The organism is Pedobacter sp., assembly GCF_041645105.1.
Taxonomy (GTDB): Bacteria; Bacteroidota; Bacteroidia; order Sphingobacteriales; family Sphingobacteriaceae; genus Pedobacter.
Genome location: NZ_JBAZQQ010000001.1, coordinates 1,192,148 through 1,212,153, shown reverse-complemented (window position 1 = coordinate 1,212,153; position 20,006 = coordinate 1,192,148). Strand labels below are relative to the sequence as shown.

The following is a 20,006-nucleotide window of genomic DNA, read 5'->3' as shown; positions in this document are numbered from 1 at the left end:
ATCTAATTCTCTAACCAGTTTTTCATCATTTGTTTCCCAAACTCAGTAAGCACACTTTCTGGATGAAACTGTACACCCCTGACATCAAAATCATTATGCCTTAAGGCCATTATTTCAGCATCAGCATCTGTTGCAGTTACAGTAAGACAATCAGGAAGTCCCTCTGTGGCCACCACCCATGAATGATACCTTCCTACGTTTATAGTTTCCGGACAATCCTTAAAAAGCAACTCCTCTTTATCCAATACAGTAATAGGTGTTGCAATGCCATGCATCGGACGGCCAAGATTCAATAAAGTTCCACCAAAAGCTTCAGCAATTGCTTGTTGCCCCAAACACACACCAAATATACTTTTTGTTGCCGCATACGTCTTGATCACCTCAAGTAGCAAGCCCGCTTCCTCAGGTATACCAGGGCCGGGCGACAAAATAATTTTATCAAACTGATCAACATCGGCCAGGTCAAACTTATCATTTCTCCAAACCTCCACTTCTCGGCCTAATTCATTTACCAGATGTACTAAATTATAAGTAAAGGAGTCATAATTATCAATCACCAATACTTTCTTTTGAATGCTCTTATCCATTTCTATTAAATATCTGTAGCCATTTGTATTGCCTTACGTAAAGCAGCAATTTTATTATTTACTTCATTCAGTTCGTTTACAGCTACTGAATCAGCCACTATGCCTGCTCCCGCTCTGTAATGCAACTGATTATTTTTACTCATAAAAGTTCTGATCATGATCGCATGATTAAACTGATCATTAAAGCCCATATAACCTATTGCGCCAGCGTAAAAGTTACGTCCTAAGCCTTCATATTCATCAATCAGCTGCATCGCTCTATATTTTGGCGCTCCACTTAATGTTCCTGCCGGATAAGTATCTGCAACAACTTTAAAGGCTGACACATTTGGTTGTAGATTACCACTTACTTTTGATACCAGGTGAATCAAGTGCGAATAGTACTGCACTTCTTTAAAAGATTTTACCTCAACACCACTACAGTGTCTGCTCAAATCATTCCTCGCCAAATCAACAAGCATCACATGTTCCGCACTTTCCTTAGGATCCTGCTCTAATTTACGAGCCAGCTCTGCATCTTCTTCATCGTTACCGGTACGTTTAAAAGTCCCTGCTATTGGAAAAATATTAGCAATATTATCATTTATAGTAATCTGAGCCTCTGGAGAAGAACCAAAGAGTTTAAAACTACCATAGTCAAAATAAAACAAATAAGGAGAAGGGTTTATAGAACGTAAACAACGATAAACATTAAATTCATCTCCTAAGAAACCCTGATTATATGCTCTTGAAGGAACAATCTGGAATACATCACCACGTAAAATGTGTTTCTTCATTTTCTCGACAATATCCATGAACCCTTCATTGCTCATGTTAGATTCTTCCTCCCCGTCTATTTTGAAGCTATATTCAGGGAAGTTTTTATTCTGAATGATGTATTCAATCTTTTCAAGCTCCTCATTGTCATCTCCATTAAAAGTATTTTTAAACAGCGTAATCTCATTCTTAAAGTGATCAATAGCAATAATATACCTGTAAATATGATATTGCATCGTTGGAATCTCCTGATCCTTTGGAGTAACAGAACTAAACTTAATATCTTCAAAATGTTGTACTGCATTCCAGGTAAAATATCCAAATAGACCACTCGAAATGTATCTGGTATCTTCCACTCCACCTGGTTTAAATTTTGCTTTAAAAGCATCAATTTCCTCGGCCAATACAAAGTCTCTTTTTTCCCCATTTTGTCCATCCGGGAAATAGGTTGACAATACTCCATCCTGCAATACAATACCTGCAACAGGCTCCGCACAAACATAACTTACCGAATTTGAACGACTATGATAGTCAGAACTTTCCAGTAAGATTGTATTTGGAAATACGTCCCTAAGCCTCAGGTAAATACTCACAGGCGTTGTGGTATCTGCAAGTCGCTTTTTGCAGGTAGTTTTAATTACATAATTAGTTTCCATATTTAACTAGCTTCTTTAATATCTTTTATTCTTTTTTCCACTGCCTCTTTAAAATTCTCTCTATTCCGAAAAAAAACCAACAAAAAACCCGACGTGTGGTCTACGTCGGGTTTTTAATGTGGTTTGGTTTAGGTTGATAAACTATAAGGTACACAAGACTACGACTAGACTCTTTTTGGGAGTGCTACGCCATTGCCATGTATGAATGTTGTTAATCATAGGTCACAAAAATATAAATAAATCTTACAATGCAAAATTATATTTGTAATTTTTATGAAACACCAAAAAATGAACGAGATGGATCAGCACCCACCATTGCAAAAATTGAAGCTATAATAAGAATCAACGCCAGGCCAAAATAAAGCGAAACAGAACGATGTTTTACTGCTGCATCAGTACCCTTCTTAGATCTGGCATTTCCTACAGTTATCAGAATTACAGCCAACACCATCATTCCGATATGCTCCATTTTCCAATAGCGCCCCAAAGCAACTGAGCTATCAATCTTATACCATCCATTCATAAAATAGAGAATTAAACCCATTAAAAGCTGAATGTGTGCAGAAATCAATGTGAAAAGGTTTACTTTCCTATTTCCTTCTGTATAAGTCTTTTTACCCAGCCAGCCAGATAGTGCCTGAATAAGGGCAACTATAAGCAAAACTAAAACTATGTAACGCCAACCCGAATGTGCGCTTTTTAAAATCTGATCCATAACTGTTTTTCTTTCAAACTTAAGTATTTCCTTTATTATTCGTAAAAAAGCCATTTACTAATTCATATTTAAAATGATTATGAATTAGCAATTCATTTCTTTATTATTGGCTATATTATTGCAGCAGTCAGATAAATCCCTTAAAAAAATTAACGCTCGATGATGCAAGAGGTCGTTCCCTTTAAAAAATTTAAAACTGAAACCGAGCAAACAGGAGCCGCTCTGGTCACCATTTTAACCGCAGAACATGAAATTTCTGTTAGAGAACAGATTGAAACAGCAGCGGGTACACTCATTGCCTTCTATTTTTATAATAGCCGCGGACTGTATAAATTAATATATACTATTGTAGCGAAAAATGGAACAGTACAGGCTTACGCAGAACCTGATGGTATTCTGTCTACCCTTTTAAAAGGTCCCGACCAACAACCCTGGGTTTCTATCATTCCCTATCATCCGGATAAGGAACTGGAAATTTCTGTACCCTTGTTCCAGCCCGGATTAACTGAGATACCGAAAGGCAAACGTCCATTTCCCGGCCAATTCATTTGCCAGGTTAATCAAAGTGCTGTTTTTTACGATGTCGACATTTGGTCGGATTTGAAACCAGACCGGTTGTTAAACATCGAATTATGCTGTCGTATTCTATCCTATGCCTGATGAACACAAAGAAACAAAACAGATGATTATAAACAAGAAAATAAAATCTTATGATCAGGAAGTATAAACTCCATATCTTATTTTTTATCCCAGTACTCGTTTTATCTCTGCTTTTGTCGGGGTGTGAGTACAAGAAAGAACAGGAACCGGCCTGGACTAAAATACCTGATCCCAAGACACTGAATGAAAGTTATGTAAGTAATCCCGACAAGATCCTTTCGGAAGAAACGGTAACCTGGCTCAATGCCAAGCTCAGACCTCTCGATCAGGCCGGCACAGCGCATATCGACGTTGTCTTTGTCAACAGCATCGGCGAAGCCATTCCTAAAGATATTGCACATGAACTTTTCAATACCTGGAAAATCGGCAGCAAAGAAACAAACAATGGTCTGCTGATTTTGATGGTGAAAGACCAGCGCAGGATAGAGTTTGAAACCGGATATGGCCTTGAAGGTATACTTCCCGACATGATTTGTCAGCGGATACAGCAAGAGCACATGGTACCGCAAGCCAAGGAAAATAATTATGATGCAGCAGTGACGGCTGGCGTAACTGCCGTAATTAACCGCCTGACAGGCACAGAAACTCCGGCTCCTTTAGAAGCTGTACTCCCTGACACGATACCAGCTGAAACTGTACCCACTGACACTAAACCTGCAATGACTGAGGGGATCAGAGAAATGCCCGTTGATATTACCCCGGCACCACCCAGCTCTACAGAGCCCAGAAGTCATTTTGCAGATGTTTCATATCCTAGCCCGAAAGGCCCTATTGGCAGTTTGTTTACCCTTGTTATCCTATTCTTTTATTTTAAAATAGCCAAAGCAATTGGTAACAGGGTGAAGTTATACTCTGGAGATCCGCCCTTTCTCAATCCAACGGTTCTCATCATTTTTGGAGTTCCGGTTGCTATTATCATTTTATTGAACCTTTACTTTCCTATTGACTGGATCAGTATCCGGGCAATTGTCATTCTATATGTTTTTATTGCCCTGTATATTCACCTGCATTTTTATCTAAAAACCCGCAAGCTGAAGGTAGATGGAGAAGGTAAAAGCAACCACGAACAATTCCTTGCCTGGCGTGACAGTTATGAACCTTTAAGATGGGCAACGAAAGTAATTCCTGGCCTGTCTTCCTATTGGCAAAAATACACACTGCAGCAAGAGCAACTGCGTAATGCACCGGTAAACTGTGAAAAATGCGGAAAAACGATGGTCTTACTGGATGAAGATGAGGACAATAAGCATTTACAGAAAGGCCAGGTAGCAGAAGAAAAAATTGATGCTGTGGACTACGATGTATGGCAATGTAATTCCTGTAAACACAGTCAGACACTGGATTATCAAAACCTAAAATCAACCGCAACGATCTGCCCGAAATGTAATTACAGGACTTTGCAATTCACCAGAAGCAGGATTATTGAGCAGGCGACTACCAGCAGTTCTGGTAAGGGCTGTTCAGACTATACTTGCTATCATTGCAAATTTGTGGAAAGGATTGAATACAAAATTGCCCGGATTTCGACTGGTTCATCAGGAGGTTCTTCTTCATCTGGATCTTCCCGCTCCTCATCATCCAGCAGTTCCTCATCATCCAGCGGTGGCTCTTCCGGAGGGGGCGGATCAGGCAGCAGCTGGTAAAAAGGAATTTTGCTTCAAAAAAAAAGAGTAATCCCATCCAAGATTACTCGTTTTTAACTAACTTATTATTCATAAAAAAACTGGCTGTTGGGGAAGGAGTCGAACCTTCAAGGGGTAGTTAGCTACAGTTCAAAAATTAATTTGTGGTCAACCCATAAACTGCGTTTATCCATTTATCCCCACCACCGAGACAAGAAGGCGTGTCTGCCAATTTCACCACCCAACATTACTTAAAAGTACTAAATTGTTTAAGTAGTAAGATTTTTGGTTCAGGTTGATTTTTTTCTGATCTTACTACTTAATTGCTGTAGGGGAAGGAGTCGAACCTTCAAGGAGTAGTTAGCCCTTACGGGTTTTCCATATTCTCCACCACCGAGACAAGGAGGTGCGTCTGCCAATTTCACCACCCTACAGAGTATAAGCAAATGTTTAAAGAACAATGTTTTTTTTGTTTTGCTTGATACAAATGTAACAACAACCCCAATACGTTGCAAATATTTTAATCATTTAATTTTATTTTTACCAATTTTATAATTATATTTGATTATCGTTAACAAATATCAAAATCATGCTTAGAAAAGAAAGCCAAAATTTAGAAATTGATAACCTGGATATCGACATCCTGAAACAATTGATGCATGACGCCACCAAACCTTATACGGAAATCGCTAAAGATCTAATAGTTTCTGGTGGCACGATCCATGTCAGGATGAAAAAATTGCAGGAAATGGGCATTATTAAGGGTTCTCACTTAATAATTGATCCACAAAAAGCGGGATATGATGTAACTGCCTTCTTGGGTATATACCTGGAAAAAGGAATTCAATATAAAGATGCTGTAGCACAGCTTAGTAAAATCAAAGAAGTTGTAGAGCTACATTATACCACTGGAGCTTATAGTATGTTTGCCAAAATCATTTGTAGAGATACGAGTCACCTTAGGCACGTATTGAATGAGGAGATCCAGGCAGTTGAAGGCATACAGCGTACAGAAACACTTATCTCACTAGAGGAAAGTATCAGAAGACAGATTGAGCTGTAGTAGTTCAATCTGTCTCTTCTTTTACAACCTTATTACTTCAGCACCAATTGCCATGGTGATTTCTTTTGCGACACACTGTAAACTAAAATGAGGATAGCCTCCTATAAATTTCTTGTATTTACTGATTTTAAACTGTCCATCATTGTATTTTACCTCGTAGGCTAAACCTTGTTTAATCCCTTGTTCAACAATAAAGTCAACTTCATTACCATCGGAAGTACGCCAGTAATGTAAGTTATCATCATGATAAAGATATCTAAGACGGGTGTAAACATAGTTTTCCAGCAACTCACCTTTATCTGCACGCTCATTAATCTTGCTAAAATTATTTAGCAGCGCATTGCGCAATCCATTATCACTAAAATACACTTTTGGCATTTTAGTTAATTCCTTACGTAAACTTCCATAAAAAGGGCTCAATAGATTGACAATGAAACTTTTTCGCATAATGTAAATGTAGTTATCTACAGTTACACCTGTCATTTGTAAAGTATTTCCTAATTCATGGCTATTCACTAAACTCCCAATCTGATCAGCCAGCAATCTCAATAAGTGAAAAAACTTTTGCTCTTCTCTTACCCCTGCCTCTAAAGCATCCTTTTTAATATAGCTACTCACCAACTCTTTTAAAAGAGTATGCTTTTCTTCACTTGTTTCTGCAAGTACAACCTCAGGATAACCACCATATACGAGGTATTCATCGAACAACAAGTTGATCTTAGTATGATTTGGTCCTTTATATTTATCACGTCTTTGCATTTCATACCATTCTTTAACAAGATCATCTTCCTTTTTGAAATGCAAAAATTCATCAAATGAAAGCGGAAAGAGCTCAAAAACCTTTTTCCTTCCTGCTAAACTATCTTTAAAATTTTTATCGATATAAAAAGCACTACTTCCCGTTGCTACTACTTTAATCTGCTCTTTATACTTATCATAAAGCAGTTTTAAAAAGTTACTCGGATTTTTTGCGTACTGCACCTCATCAATGATCAAATAAAGCTTTTTACCCACTCGTAAATCTGATGGAAGCATAGTATAATTGAAAACATTCTCTGGATGCTCATTTATTGCCTCCAGAATATGGGGGTCTTCAAAAGTTAGAAAAGCGCACTGTTCCCCATCTTGCTCCAAAATATTTGCAAGTTGTTTTACAAGTGTAGTTTTTCCAACTTGTCTGGGCCCAATTAAAATACTATGCTGCGGATTTGACAGATGGCCTTGCAAAGTTTTTAACATTTCAAATCTTTTCATGATGTCAAAATACACATTTTCCGATAAAATTAAAATACTAATTCAAAAATATCGGATAATATTAAAGTACTAATGTGAAAATATCGGATAATATTAAAATTATTCGTATTTCCTCTACTCTATTTACTGAATAACAACAGGATAATTACAGTATAACTACAGGGTTGCGCTACCCTTGAGCTACCCTTGAAGTACCGTTGCGCTACCGTTGAAATACCTCTAAGGTAGTTCAACCCTATTGCAAGGGTAGCTCAAGGGTAGTGCAACCTAGTTTTCAGACTGTGATTAAGCACTAATCAGACCGTAATCAGATGCTTATTATACGGTCTGATACTTTATAAATTATTCTAGATTAATTTCGATTGGGATAATACAACAGCTTTTCCTTATCTTTATAGTGCGAATACAGTTGGGCAATCCAGCAATTAATTTTTTAACAATAATCCAGGCAAACCGGTGAAAGTCCGGCAACTTTTCGGTACTCCGACTGTGTTCGCAGTGACCTGGACTTTATTTTTTCTATTATGCGAACACAGAAAATTAAAAAAGAAACGACTACCACCTTATCAAAACTGCCCAAGCAAACTACAAAAAAATGCACTTGTAAAGCATCTGAACCGCCAAAACCAAAACTACCTGAAGGTATACACAGATTAAAAGTTTATGGCAAATGGACATACGAAGGAGCAAAACATGAACCTGTAATCTTGCTAAAAGGCGAATGGCTACGCAATGCAGGTTTCGAAAAAGGATCTGAAATACTTGTCACTGTAAATAAAAAACAGCTCATTATTAACTTTGAAAGTGATAAAACTAGTATCTCCTAAAACAAACAAAGGCAGGAATACTACTCCTGCCTTTGTTTGTTTTAAAGAAAAAATTACCTTCTCTGAAGAGCATTGGAACTTTTTCCCTTCAGAAAAAGATTCCCGCGATAAAGAGAACGGTTATTTTTTAAACATATTCTTCAATGCTTCCAGCTTCAATTGTAAATCTCCTTCAGGCTGCGCCTTCTCTCTTTGTCCACCTTTATTATTTTGCTGAGGTTTAGCGCCTCTATGCAGCTGCTCTGAACGCCCAGGTCCTACCGGTTTTTTAGACTTAGCAGGACCACCCTTCTGTTCTCTTTTAGGCTTAACACTTACTTCTGTTTTCATAGATAAAGAAATACGCTTTCTTGCAACATCAACCTCAACAACAGTAACTTCAACCTTTTGATGTACTTTAACCACCTCATTGGCATTCGCAACAAACTTATCAGCTAGCTGACTTGTATGAACTAACCCATCCTGATGTACTCCTATATCAACAAAAGCACCAAAATTGGTAATATTCGTTACAATCCCTGGCAACTTCATGCCAATCCTCAAATCAGCAATCTCATTTACCCCATCAGTAAAACTAAAGACCTCGAACTGCTCACGAGGATCTCTCCCCGGTTTAGCTAGTTCCGCCAGAATATCATTCAGGGTCGGCAAACCAATATCTTCATTCACATATTGTTGTGGCTTAATTTGTTTTTGCAATGAAGGGTCATTAACCAACTGATTTATGCTGCAATTTAGGTCCCTGGCCATTTTATGTACCAAAGCGTAACGCTCCGGATGTACACCACTTGCATCTAAAGCAACTTCAGCATCCCTTATTCTTAAGAAACCAGCAGCTTGCTCAAATGCTTTGTCGCCCAAACGAGGCACTTTCCTTAAACTTTCACGGTTTTTAAAGGCACCATGTTCATTTCTATAATTTACAATATTCTGAGCCAGCTGAGGTCCTAATCCAGACACATAAGCAAGTACCTGCTTAGATGCTGTGTTTAACTCCACACCCACCGCATTTACGCAACTCATTACCGTATCATCCAACGAGGCCTGCAATTTACTCTGATCCACGTCGTGTTGATATTGCCCTACACCAATTGATTTAGGATCGATCTTAACCAGCTCAGCTAAGGGATCCATTAACCGGCGACCAATAGACACGGCACCTCTAACCGTAATATCCTGAGTTGGAAATTCTTCTCTTGCGACATCAGATGCTGAATAAATAGACGCCCCATTCTCACTCACCATCACCACTATAACATCAGGGATGTTTAAACTGCGTACAAATACTTCAGTTTCACGACCAGCTGTACCGTTGCCGATAGCAATAGCTTCAACCTCATATTTAGTGCAAAGCTCTATGATTTTATCGCCCGCCTTTTTAACCTGTCCTTGACCTGTATGCGGATAAATCGTAGTATTCTCTAACAGTTTACCTTGTTTATCCAAACAAACCACCTTACATCCAGTTCTAAAACCTGGATCAATGGCCAATACATTTTTCTGTCCCATTGGAGCTGCAAGCAAAAGCTGGCGTGCATTTTCAGCAAATACGCGGATTGCTTCTTCATCTGCCTTTTCCTTAGAAATACTACGGATTTCAGTTTCCATTGCTGGACCAAGCAAACGTTTGTAACTATCTTGTACCGCAAGCTTAACCTGCTGCGCACAATCATTATTTCCTTTAACAAACAGACGTTCTAATAAATCAATAGCCCCCTCTTCCGCAGGCATAGCCTCCAGTTTTAAGACCCCTTCATTTTCCCCACGTCTTATCGCCAACACTCGGTGTGATGGTGCATTTTTAAGCGGCTCTTCCCAGTTAAAGTAATCCTTATATTTAACTCCTTCTTCTTCCTTACCTTTAACAACTACGGATTTAAAAGCTGCTTTCTGCTGATAATAATTTCGCATAGAAGTTCTTGCTTCTACATTCTCATTTACCATCTCGGCAATAATGTCTCTCGCTCCTGCCAAAGCATCAGCTAAAGATCCCACTCCAAGCTCGTCGTTTAAAAACTTACCAGCTTCAGTTTCGGGCGATACCCTGCCTTGTTCCAACAGAAATAAAGCCAGTGGCTCTAATCCCTTTTTTCTTGCTTCAGAAGCCCTGGTTTTGCGTTTGGGTTTGTAAGGAAGATAAATATCTTCAATCGTTGCGATATTTTCCGCAGCATTGATTTGTGCTTCAAGTTCGGGACTTAGCTTATCTAAGGCAGCAAGCGCTTTTAAAATTGCTTCTCTACGCTTATCCAGCTCTCTTAATTGCTGAAACCTATCGCGGATTGCAGCTACCTGCACCTCATCTAAACTTCCTGTAGCCTCTTTCCGGTAACGGGAAATAAAAGGAACAGTTGCCCCTTCATCCAATAATTCAATAGTAGCGATAACCTGCTTTTCCGTTACTGCCAGTTCAGCAGCAATGATTTTAGAATGATTGCTCATTATTTTTTGTTTGATCTTCTAACGTACAATTGCCGGCAAAATTAACCCTAACAATTGACATCTCAAATAAATATATTGTTAACAAAAAGGCCTGTATTCATTTATCATGAAACAGGCCTCAATTATTTTAATGAACAGTTCTTACTTGTTCACGTACATTACTTCTTTAACAGCTTTAACAACACGCTCTGCGTTTGGTAAGCTAGCTGCGATCAATGTTGGTGCATATGGTAACGGTACGTCTGCACATGTGATACGCAGTACTGGAGCATCCAGGTAATCAAAAGCATTTTTCTGAACATTAAACGCAATTTCAGATGAAATTGAAGCTAATGGCCATGCCTCTTCAACAACTACCAGACGGTTAGTTTTCTTAACAGACTCGATGATGGTAGCGTAATCAATAGGACGTACAGTACGTAAGTCGATCACCTCAACGCTAATTCCTTCTTTAGTCAACTCTTCAACTGCAGGGTTTACTACACGAGAAAGCATTTTACCGAAAGTTACGATAGTTACATCAGTACCTTCTTTAACTATATTAGCTTTACCAATTTCCAGGTAATATTCTTCTTCTGGAACTTCACCTTTATCGCCATACATTACTTCCGACTCCATGAAAATTACTGGATCTGGATCTAAGATAGCTTGTTTAAGCAAACCTTTAGCATCATAAGGAGTAGCAGGTATAACAACCTTTAATCCCGGGCAGTTTGCATACCAGTTCTCAAAGTTTTGAGAGTGCTGAGCACCTAGCTGACCAGCATTACCAGTTGGACCACGGAATACGATTGGTACAGAGAACTGACCACCGCTCATAGACAACATTTTAGCTGCACCGTTAATAATCTGATCTATAGCAACTAAAGAGAAGTTAAAGGTCATAAATTCAACAACCGGAATTAATCCGTTCATTGCAGAACCTATAGCAATACCGGCAAAGCCTAACTCAGCAATTGGTGTATCGATCACACGTTTCTCGCCAAATTCATCAAGCATACCCTGACTAACTTTATAAGCACCATTATACTGCGCAACTTCCTCACCCATAAGGAAAACGTTTTCATTTTTACGCATTTCCTCGCTTAGGGCCTCACGCAAAGCTTCTCTAAATTGAATCTCTCTCATTGTATATTCAAATATTAACTGGCACAAATATAAGTATTGTAATGCAATTATAAAGTAGTGTTTTAATTACACTTTCGAACCTGCAAAACGGCTAAAATAATTTGGCATTTCACATCCCGCACAGAGTTAAATATGGAGAATATGCAAAACCAGCTTCATTCTCTGTTGACACAAAAGGAATATCTGCATCAAATAACTCCGAAAGTTTAGCTTGCAGGAAACCTATAAACTCAGATTTTACACTTTCCAGTTGCTCTCCATTCAATTTTACTTTTTCCCTACCCTCTGTAAAATAAAAATAAGTACCCTCCTTACGCATATTGCGAATACTATACAGATTTGGCTCTACCCATTCAACAGCATTTGCCTTTTCAAAGACATAGGTATAAAATAATGTCTGTATTAATGCTTTGTTCTGTTTGTTTCCATTTGTATCAAAAACATCTGTCAGATTGGTGTATCTTAAGACATCACTTCCTGTTTTATAGTCTACAATCCGTGTAATACCGTTTTTACGATCTATACGGTCTATAATCCCATGCAATGTTATACTACGGTCCTTCCCCTTAACCTTAAAACTAAATTCAACCTTATCTTTCTTTTCAAGGGCCAAAACTTCAAATGGAGCTTCGTTCTCATCGTAATCCAAAATCAGGTTCGCATATTCTTCTACAATAGCCAATACCACCTTTTGCATTCCGTTATGGTTCACTTGAAGATCTGATTTTTCAAACATGACTTGTGCAAAAGCTTGTACTGCAAGTTCAGGTACTTTTTTACGATAGTCGGCAATGCGTTGCTTTGTGATCATGGCATCTTGCATCATAAGATCTCCATAAAAAGTCTCCAACACATAATGAAGCATAGAGCCTATATAGTTTGCTTCCAGATTTTCAGATATCTCTTTAGGCTCTTCAACTTTAGCCACATAACGATAAAAGAATTGAAGTGGACAATTCACATAAGAAGTTAATGCTGATGCCGACAATGGAATTTCTCCGTTAAGATACTTATTGAGTACCTCCATCACCTTTTCATCTTTATTGATAATAACAGGCACTTTTTTCTCAGTTGTAATACGCTGTTTATGCTCCAGATAATTGAAGTTATAACCACTTTCGTACTCCAGTTGCCTTAAAAACCGAGTTGGCTCACCCGTATTGGTATCATCTGCCTGCGCATTATACACTAAACTAACATCGAGGGAACGTTGCAATAATCGATAAAACATATAAGCCGAAATCGCATCCTGATTTTCCAATACAGGAAGTCCATAAGCTCTTCGGATGCTATCTGGAATAAAGCTTGGTGACACGCTTGATTGCGGCAACAAACCTTCGTTAACCCCTAAAATATACACTTTCTCAAAATCAAGACTTCTACTCTCCAATAGACCCATAACCTGAATACCTTGTAACGGTTCACCTGTCAATGGAACTGCAATTCCCTGAACCGCTCTTTGGATAAGCGATAAAATAAAGGATAGTTCTTTAGAGCTGGTTAAAGCAGGCAGATATAATTCTAACGCATCATGCAACCGGTTTAATTCCTTTATTGTAGCCACAAACAGATCAGCTTCGGTTTGTCGCAATGTTTTATGCGCAAGCTGCTGCTCTAAAATGTGTTTAAAGATTGTTTGCAAAGTATTAGTTGCTTCAGCACTGCTTTTAATGCGGGTAAAAAATGTAGCCAACAAGCCCTTTTGTGCCTGCAACCTTAGCAGCGGCACTTCTGCCAGCTGTTCTGCTAATAGTTTCTGCTGTATTTTACTACGCATCTGCTCCGAAATTCCAGTCAACGGATGCGATAAAAAAGCCTCTACTTCACGGTGATAAACTGTCTCTTTGTCGCCCTGGATTAATTGCGCCTGAACACTTAACCATAAATCAGCCAATCCAAAAATAGAAGATGCTACTAATGGATATCCCATTGTGACATTTATACTTACCGGACGTTTTTCCTCTCCATGATTATAATGTGTAGGGATGGTTTGCAATACCGGAAGTAATAAGCTCTCATCAGCCAGAATAAGTGCTATTTTCCCTGCATTATCTTCAGCACTAAGTAAAGGATAATCATCCTCTAATGCCCTGCTCAATATTTTAGCCTGGGCCACCTGACCCTGAGTTTTATAAACATTTATTGTTTTTGGGTTCACTTTAATAAATGACCTACTCGCTCCTAAAGCATTTACTAACCCTGTGCTTTCAAGATTTTTTCTTAAAAACAGACCTGCTTCCTGCAAAGGATCACTCAGATAGTAGTCATCCGTATCAAAGTAAAACAATGCTTTATCTTGCTCCTGCCAATGTTTAAATACAACAGCTTCAGCTCTGCTTAAGGCATTAAAGCCCACAAATACCAATTTACCAAAGGTCGAGGTAAAATCAGGCTGAGTTGCTTTTCCCTCGGCAAGACAGCGGTAGATATGTCCCATAGTTGTTACCCCCTGCTCTTTAAGTGCCTGATGATAATCAGCATACAACTCCGGCATCCGCTGCCACATTTTAATAAACTGTACTTGTTGCTTCTTATGCTTTCCTTCCGAATAGGAACTCCAGAAATTCTTTAAGAACTCCTGTTGCTCTTCAGTCAGGTAATCAAACTGATAATCAACCTCGGCAAACTCCTCCATTTGCTCAAATAACTTGTCCGCATTTACCAGATCATTATCTATTTGTGCAAAATCGCTCAAAATGATTCGCGCAATTGGGTAAAATTTGGCGGGTTCAATCTTGTTTTCTCCATTTCGCATGATCAGTTTGTTATACTGCTGATAAAGCGTAAAAAACTGTGTAAATGTATCCGCTACTTTCAATTCGGACGACAATGCAAAGAACTCCTGAATGGTTAGGAAAGACGGACTCCAGAATGGTTTATTGATAATTTTTGCCAGGTGATCCTGCAAATAGGCAACTGGACGTTTATTGTTAAAAACAATAGCTGCATGTTGTAAATTATCACCTAGTTTTAAAACCAGGTCTTCGGCTACTTCTCTTAAAAAAGGCTTCATATTTATTTCTCCCATCTTACACCAATTTCAATTGTCCACTCACGGCATAGAACAAATAAGTTTTTACATCTGTATAACCCATTGCCATCAACAAAGCCTTATAATGTGCAACCTGTTCAATATGTTTGTCACTCTCCTGTTGGGTAAATTTATAATCTATAATGATTAGCTCATTCCCGTTTACCAATACCTTATCAGGACGATAACTTTTACCTTTAGTATCGATGATACTTCTTTCATTTAAGCTCTGTTTACTTTTCCCCAGAATTTCCTGCAAGCCAGTATGCTGTAATACTGCCAAGGCCTGAGCTTTTAAAAAAGGAAGTTCTTCTGCTTTAAAAACACCATCCAGCAATAATGTACGCAAAGCATCATCAATATCGTCAGCACTACTTGCCATAGCCAATACCTCATGTAGTATTGTCCCGGTACGTCCGGCACTTTCACCCGTGATAAGATCTATTTCTCTGCGTTTTAAATTTGCATCAAACACCTGGCTTAATCGATCTGAAACCGGATAGGATTCCATTTCAATCTCTTTAACAGCAGAACTTTTTTCTGATTGATCAGGCACATCTCCCTCAATTAAATATTGTCCATCTTCAGACAACTGATCTTCATAAACCATATTCAATAAATCGCCAATATTGGTAATGGTTTTAGTCTTTTTACCTTGAGTATTAATATAGAGGTATTCCTTTGAACGGGTTGTAGCTACATAAAGCATGTTTAAAGCATCCATATTGTTATACAACAATTCTTCAAAATAAGGTTTTGCTACACTAGATCGGCCTAATTCCTTATTGTATTTTAATGGGATGCTATGCAGATGATGGTATGGCGTATCTGTTGCAGGAACCCAAAATATACCATTCGGCTTGCCATTAATATCCCAATTACAGAATGGCAACATCACAGCTCTAAAAGCTAATCCTTTAGATTTATGAATAGTGATTACCTGAACAGCATCAGTATTTTCAGATGATGGTAAAGTTTTTCTTGCCCCTTCTTCATCCCAAAAAGTAAGGAAAGCGGCAATACCTCGCTCGCCATGTAAAGCAAAACTGCCCATTAAATCCCTTAGGGCAAATAGGTATGGCAAATTAGTTATATGTTGAGGTCGATGTAACCCGTAGGATGTTATAATTTTTTCTAGTAATGCCGGTAACGGCTGCTGCATCCATCCCTGCCAGTTTTCACATAGATCAGCAGGCAACAAGTCCGACAGCTGAGTCAAAGTCTTGAACTTGAGCGAGAAGTAATGATGAGGAACAACCTCTGTTCCCAGTAAACGCGCATACAAATTGATGCAATTTGCTTTAAATAAGGCTGTATTCTCTGACAGCCCTCCCATTACCTGCAAGGTATTGATGATTAACTTTACAGCGTTGTTGTTATTTAACAGCAAGGCCTCTCCCGAAATCACATCAATGCCATGACTCATTAACGTTTCAACCGCAGCCACCGCTTCTGAATTTGAACGCACAAGCACACAGATATCCTTAGGTTTATAATTCTTAACATGAATAAGAGTGTTCAGCTCTTCAATCATTTTGGCCAGCGACAAATCTCTGAATGTAACCTTAGTTAAAGGATTCCCCTCTTCATCCGTTTTGAGCACATTAAAATTAATAGTGCCACCTTCCAAAGTATAAGGTGTTGTCTTTTGCTTTACTTCTCCATAAACATCAGTAACAATCCGGTCAAACCTTCGGGCCTGCCACCAAGTTACTACATCAGCCACCTCCTGCTCCTCGATAGCACCATTTAAGTTGGTCTGCATGAGTTGTGGCAGCTGTTTAAACAAATCATTATTGAATTGAATGATGTTTTGTGTACTCCGATAGTTCTCTTCCAGACTATCATCCAATACATTTTCAGCCTTTACATCTTGTTTCGCTTGTTGGTGCAGGATATTCCAATCGCCATTACGCCATCGGTAAATAGACTGCTTTGTGTCTCCAACAATTAAATGATCGATATGTTTCCCGCTAGGCGATGCAATGGAGTTACTTAATAGTGATCTAAAACTCCCCCATTGGTTAGACGATGTGTCCTGAAATTCATCAAAAAGAAAATTCCGGTACCTGTTACCCATCTTTTCCCAAATGAATGAGGGATTATCATCGGCGTCATCTGTAATTCCTTTTAATAAGGTCTGTGCATCACTAATTAACAAGTTCGGACTCTCCTCTCTATAATCTTTTAATAGCACAGCCATTTCCTGCATTAAGCGCAGATAGTACAAATTTTTATTGAATGCATGAGCCAGAATATAACCAGCTAATCCTTCCTGATAAGCATGGACAAGTTTTGACAATAGTGGATTCAACTCTGAGTATGCTCCACTTTCCTGACCTTTCTGAAACCATTCTTCAGGTTGATCTATTAGTTTTACCAGACCAGAAATCTTAGTCAGATCACCTCCTGCTATCTTTGAAAGATTATTTAATGGTGATTTAGATTTTCCTTTCAGACTTGAAACTTCAACTCCTTCCACTTCAAATATCTGTTGTGCCTGATCTGCAAGTTCTTTAAGTGTATTTTCAAAAGTTTCAATTCCCAATCGGGTAACTTTATTATAATCCTTAAATAGCATATCAAGGTCGACCGACTCCCCCAATAGCTTAATTGCATTTTCGAAAGGCTGATAACGCTCTTTAAAAATTTCATTGGTCAGATCAATAAGCTCCCTGCGATAATTCCAACTTTTATCATTGTTAATACGGTCGAGCGCAAGGTCAATAATCCATTGTAAAAGAACAGGATTCTTATCCAGTGCTTTATCTAACCTTTCTGCCAGTTCATTCTTTACCTTATCATAATTCATTTCCAGGCCATAACCGGCATCAAGACCCAATTCAAAGGCAAATCCTCTGATTACTTTTTGCACAAATCCATCAATGGTACTTACCGAGAATCGGCTGTAGTCATGCAATATTTTACGATATATTTTATCAGATCTATATTTTAAAAGATCGGCATTCAAATCCGGATGGGCCTTTAAAACAATCTCCCTGTAATCATTAATTTTCTTGGAAGGATCCCCTTCAGCAAAGCCTTTCAACACCTCCATGATCCTTGATTTCATTTCCTCTGTAGCTTTATTTGTAAAAGTTACAGCAAGGATTTCCCGGTATTTGGTTTCAGCAGATAATAATAACGTGAGATAATGGGCTGTTAAACTGAATGTTTTACCTGATCCGGCAGAGGCTTGTAATATTTTTAATGGCTTTTGAGGCATTAGGTAAAGCTATAATATTTTATTATAATCTCATTACCATATTTGACTGACAAATCTTTAAAATTGTATATTATTTCACAGAGATGAAGACATTCCTATTCATAATTTGTTTGGCATTTTCGAGTGTTGCTTTTGCACAAGAAAACAATGATGTTAAAGCCCCATCAAAAAAAGTATCGATATACAATCCTAAAGCTAATGCCAGAGCGGATATTGATGCAGCCGTAGCCAAAGCAAATAAAGCAGGAAAACATGTATTTATACAGGTTGGCGGCAATTGGTGTGTTTGGTGCATTGCATTCCATAAATTGGTTGATGCAACTCCTGAATTAAAAGACTACTTAAACAGCAATTATGAAACCGTTCTGGTAAACTATAGTCCTGAAAACAAAAATGCTGATGTAATGGCTAGTTTGGGTTATCCGGGCCGTTTTGGTTATCCTGTTTTTGTAATTCTAGATGGTAATGGAAAAGTATTGCACATACAGAACTCCGCATACCTTGAAGAAGGGAAAGGTCATAGTGTAAAAGAAGTAATGGGCTTCCTGAAAGGTTGGACTGCTGCTGCAGTTAAACCCGAGAACAACAAGTAGAGCTTATTAAACTTTCTTCTTCTTTTTAGCTGCAATTCTTGGAGGGCGCTCAGTCATTGTAATGGTTTGCCCTAACATATCTCGGATGGCCACCGAAGCACAAACCCCACCAAAAGCAGCAGGCAAATAAGACGCCGTTCCATATGCAGAACGCTTAAAGTTACTACCGTCGGTCATTAACAGTGAATCTTTCATGATTTCCTCTGTAGAAAATACCGCTTTAATCTGACTGTAATTTTCAAGTCTTTTTAATCTCTTACGTACATATTGAGCAAAAACACATTGATAGGTATCAGGTAACCATGTTACACGCACTTGCGTAGGATCTAACTTACCACCAGCCCCCATAGAGCTTACAATTGGTACATTTTTCTCCAATGCTTTAGACAATAATATTACTTTAGGTGTAAGACTATCTATACAATCCATCACATAATCAAAATGATTCTCCATTAACTCCCTGCATTTTTCTGGTGTTAAAAAATCATTGATAACATGTAATTTAAGTTCTGGATTTATTGCGAGCAACCGCTCCTTCATGATTTCAGCTTTACTGATTCCATGATTAGTAAATAAAGCTGGTAATTGCCGATTCCTGTTACTTGGATCTACCACATCGCCATCAACGATAGTCATTTCACCAACGCCTGAGCGACAAATAAATTCAGCCGCAAATGACCCTACACCTCCAAGTCCCACCACTAACACATGTTTTTGCTGTAGTGTATTGATACCCTCATCCCCAATTAGTAAAGCAGAACGAGATAACCAGTTTAAATCAGACATATTAAATAAGCATTATTTTTTTCCAGTTCGCGAAAATAAGGGCTTTTAATTCATTAACAGTACAGTTTTTTAAATTTGCTGCTGCTTCATAGATTTCTGCTATGTTACAATCTGCATCGTCCGTCTCCAGAAAGAAAATATCTACATCCTTTAATATTGCCGCAGCACCTGAATCAGCATTCAGTATTGCCTTTCCGAATGACAGAAAAAAACCTTTATTAAGCAACTGTCTGCCGAGTTTTTCATGTTTATTAAAGCCATGAAGTATATAAGGAATATCAAGATTCATTTCTTTTTTCACCGCCATTAACTCATCAAAACACTTCACACAATGTAATATTACCGGCTTATTAATTTCAGCAGCAAGACGCAACTGCTTTTTCAAAATGAGCCGTTGGTTTTCCATGCTTTCCCCTTTAAGCCTATCCAATCCACATTCACCAATCAACTTAACGTGTGGACTTCGTGCAATTTCAGTCAAACGAAAAAAATCTCTATCCAAATACTGCAAAGTAGAAAACCAAGGATGCAAACCAACAGAAAAATCTTGATTTTCAGGCAACGCGATAGCTTGACCTCCGGTTAGAGAGAGACTCAATATGCTTCTAACTCCCGGTTGTTCCCCTTCCTGATGCGTATGAATATCTAAAAATTGCAAAC

Annotated in this window: 15 protein-coding genes and 2 tRNA genes; 5 read left to right on the top strand and 12 right to left on the bottom strand. The window is 38.4% G+C overall.

Annotation, left to right across the window (positions count from 1 at the left end; genetic code table 11):
• Positions 1 to 2 precede the first annotated feature (2 nt).
• From WC623_RS05175 to WC623_RS05165, 3 genes are all read right to left on the bottom strand, one after another.
• Positions 3 to 587, bottom strand: a complete 585-nt coding sequence (locus WC623_RS05175) for an aminodeoxychorismate/anthranilate synthase component II (protein ID WP_372848628.1) — start codon at positions 585 to 587, stop codon at positions 3 to 5.
• Positions 588 to 592: 5 nt separating this feature from the next.
• Positions 593 to 1,999, bottom strand: a complete 1,407-nt coding sequence (locus tag WC623_RS05170; RefSeq protein WP_372848626.1) for an anthranilate synthase component I family protein — start codon at positions 1,997 to 1,999, stop codon at positions 593 to 595.
• Positions 2,000 to 2,270: 271 nt separating this feature from the next.
• Complete coding sequence (locus WC623_RS05165; protein ID WP_372848624.1) at positions 2,271 to 2,714, bottom strand: cytochrome B; 444 nt, start codon at positions 2,712 to 2,714, stop codon at positions 2,271 to 2,273.
• A 159-nt stretch (positions 2,715 to 2,873) separates the two neighbouring features.
• Between WC623_RS05165 and WC623_RS05160 the strand changes: the two genes are divergently transcribed.
• Both WC623_RS05160 and WC623_RS05155 read left to right on the top strand, forming a co-directional pair.
• Positions 2,874 to 3,374, top strand: coding sequence for a hypothetical protein (locus WC623_RS05160; RefSeq protein WP_372848622.1), 501 nt, complete (start codon positions 2,874 to 2,876; stop codon positions 3,372 to 3,374).
• Positions 3,375 to 3,424: 50 nt separating this feature from the next.
• Positions 3,425 to 5,017: a TPM domain-containing protein gene (locus tag WC623_RS05155; RefSeq protein ID WP_372848620.1), complete on the top strand. Its 1,593-nt coding sequence runs from the start codon at positions 3,425 to 3,427 to the stop codon at positions 5,015 to 5,017.
• A gap of 81 nt (positions 5,018 to 5,098) precedes the next feature.
• On the opposite strand, the gene WC623_RS05150 is transcribed toward WC623_RS05155, so the two are convergent.
• Together WC623_RS05150 and WC623_RS05145 are read right to left on the bottom strand one after the other, a co-directional pair.
• Positions 5,099 to 5,243, bottom strand: a tRNA-Asp gene (locus WC623_RS05150).
• A 79-nt stretch (positions 5,244 to 5,322) separates the two neighbouring features.
• Positions 5,323 to 5,430 (bottom strand) — tRNA-Asp (locus WC623_RS05145).
• 155 nt (positions 5,431 to 5,585) lie between these two features.
• Between WC623_RS05145 and WC623_RS05140 the strand changes: the two genes are divergently transcribed.
• On the top strand, positions 5,586 to 6,059 hold the full coding sequence (locus WC623_RS05140) for an Lrp/AsnC ligand binding domain-containing protein (RefSeq protein ID WP_349788229.1): 474 nt from the start codon (positions 5,586 to 5,588) through the stop codon (positions 6,057 to 6,059).
• Positions 6,060 to 6,080: 21 nt separating this feature from the next.
• On the opposite strand, the gene WC623_RS05135 is transcribed toward WC623_RS05140, so the two are convergent.
• Positions 6,081 to 7,313: an ATP-binding protein gene (locus tag WC623_RS05135; RefSeq protein WP_372848618.1), complete on the bottom strand. Its 1,233-nt coding sequence runs from the start codon at positions 7,311 to 7,313 to the stop codon at positions 6,081 to 6,083.
• 524 nt (positions 7,314 to 7,837) lie between these two features.
• Here WC623_RS05135 and WC623_RS05130 point away from each other — a divergent pair.
• Positions 7,838 to 8,140: a SymE family type I addiction module toxin gene (locus WC623_RS05130; protein ID WP_372848616.1), complete on the top strand. Its 303-nt coding sequence runs from the start codon at positions 7,838 to 7,840 to the stop codon at positions 8,138 to 8,140.
• Between the two features lie 120 nt (positions 8,141 to 8,260).
• Here WC623_RS05130 and WC623_RS05125 read toward each other — a convergent pair whose 3' ends face one another.
• The 4 genes from WC623_RS05125 to WC623_RS05110 form a co-directional block, all read right to left on the bottom strand.
• Positions 8,261 to 10,582: a Tex family protein gene (locus tag WC623_RS05125; RefSeq protein ID WP_372848614.1), complete on the bottom strand. Its 2,322-nt coding sequence runs from the start codon at positions 10,580 to 10,582 to the stop codon at positions 8,261 to 8,263.
• Positions 10,583 to 10,723: 141 nt separating this feature from the next.
• Positions 10,724 to 11,710, bottom strand: a complete 987-nt coding sequence (locus WC623_RS05120; protein WP_372848612.1) for a pyruvate dehydrogenase complex E1 component subunit beta — start codon at positions 11,708 to 11,710, stop codon at positions 10,724 to 10,726.
• Between the two features lie 109 nt (positions 11,711 to 11,819).
• Positions 11,820 to 14,738: a PD-(D/E)XK nuclease family protein gene (locus tag WC623_RS05115; protein WP_372848610.1), complete on the bottom strand. Its 2,919-nt coding sequence runs from the start codon at positions 14,736 to 14,738 to the stop codon at positions 11,820 to 11,822.
• Position 14,739: 1 nt separating this feature from the next.
• Positions 14,740 to 17,967, bottom strand: coding sequence for a UvrD-helicase domain-containing protein (locus tag WC623_RS05110; protein ID WP_372848608.1), 3,228 nt, complete (start codon positions 17,965 to 17,967; stop codon positions 14,740 to 14,742).
• Between the two features lie 83 nt (positions 17,968 to 18,050).
• On the opposite strand from WC623_RS05110, the gene WC623_RS05105 reads away from it, so the two are divergent.
• Entirely contained in the window at positions 18,051 to 18,560 is a 510-nt protein-coding gene (locus WC623_RS05105; protein ID WP_372848606.1) for a thioredoxin family protein, read from the top strand.
• A gap of 6 nt (positions 18,561 to 18,566) precedes the next feature.
• Here WC623_RS05105 and WC623_RS05100 read toward each other — a convergent pair whose 3' ends face one another.
• On the bottom strand, positions 18,567 to 19,346 hold the full coding sequence (locus WC623_RS05100) for a ThiF family adenylyltransferase (protein ID WP_372848604.1): 780 nt from the start codon (positions 19,344 to 19,346) through the stop codon (positions 18,567 to 18,569).
• 1 nt (position 19,347) lies between these two features.
• A complete protein-coding gene (locus WC623_RS05095) occupies positions 19,348 to 20,004 on the bottom strand; it encodes a TatD family hydrolase (RefSeq protein WP_372848602.1) in 657 nt (218 codons plus the stop codon).
• Positions 20,005 to 20,006: the final 2 nt, after the last annotated feature.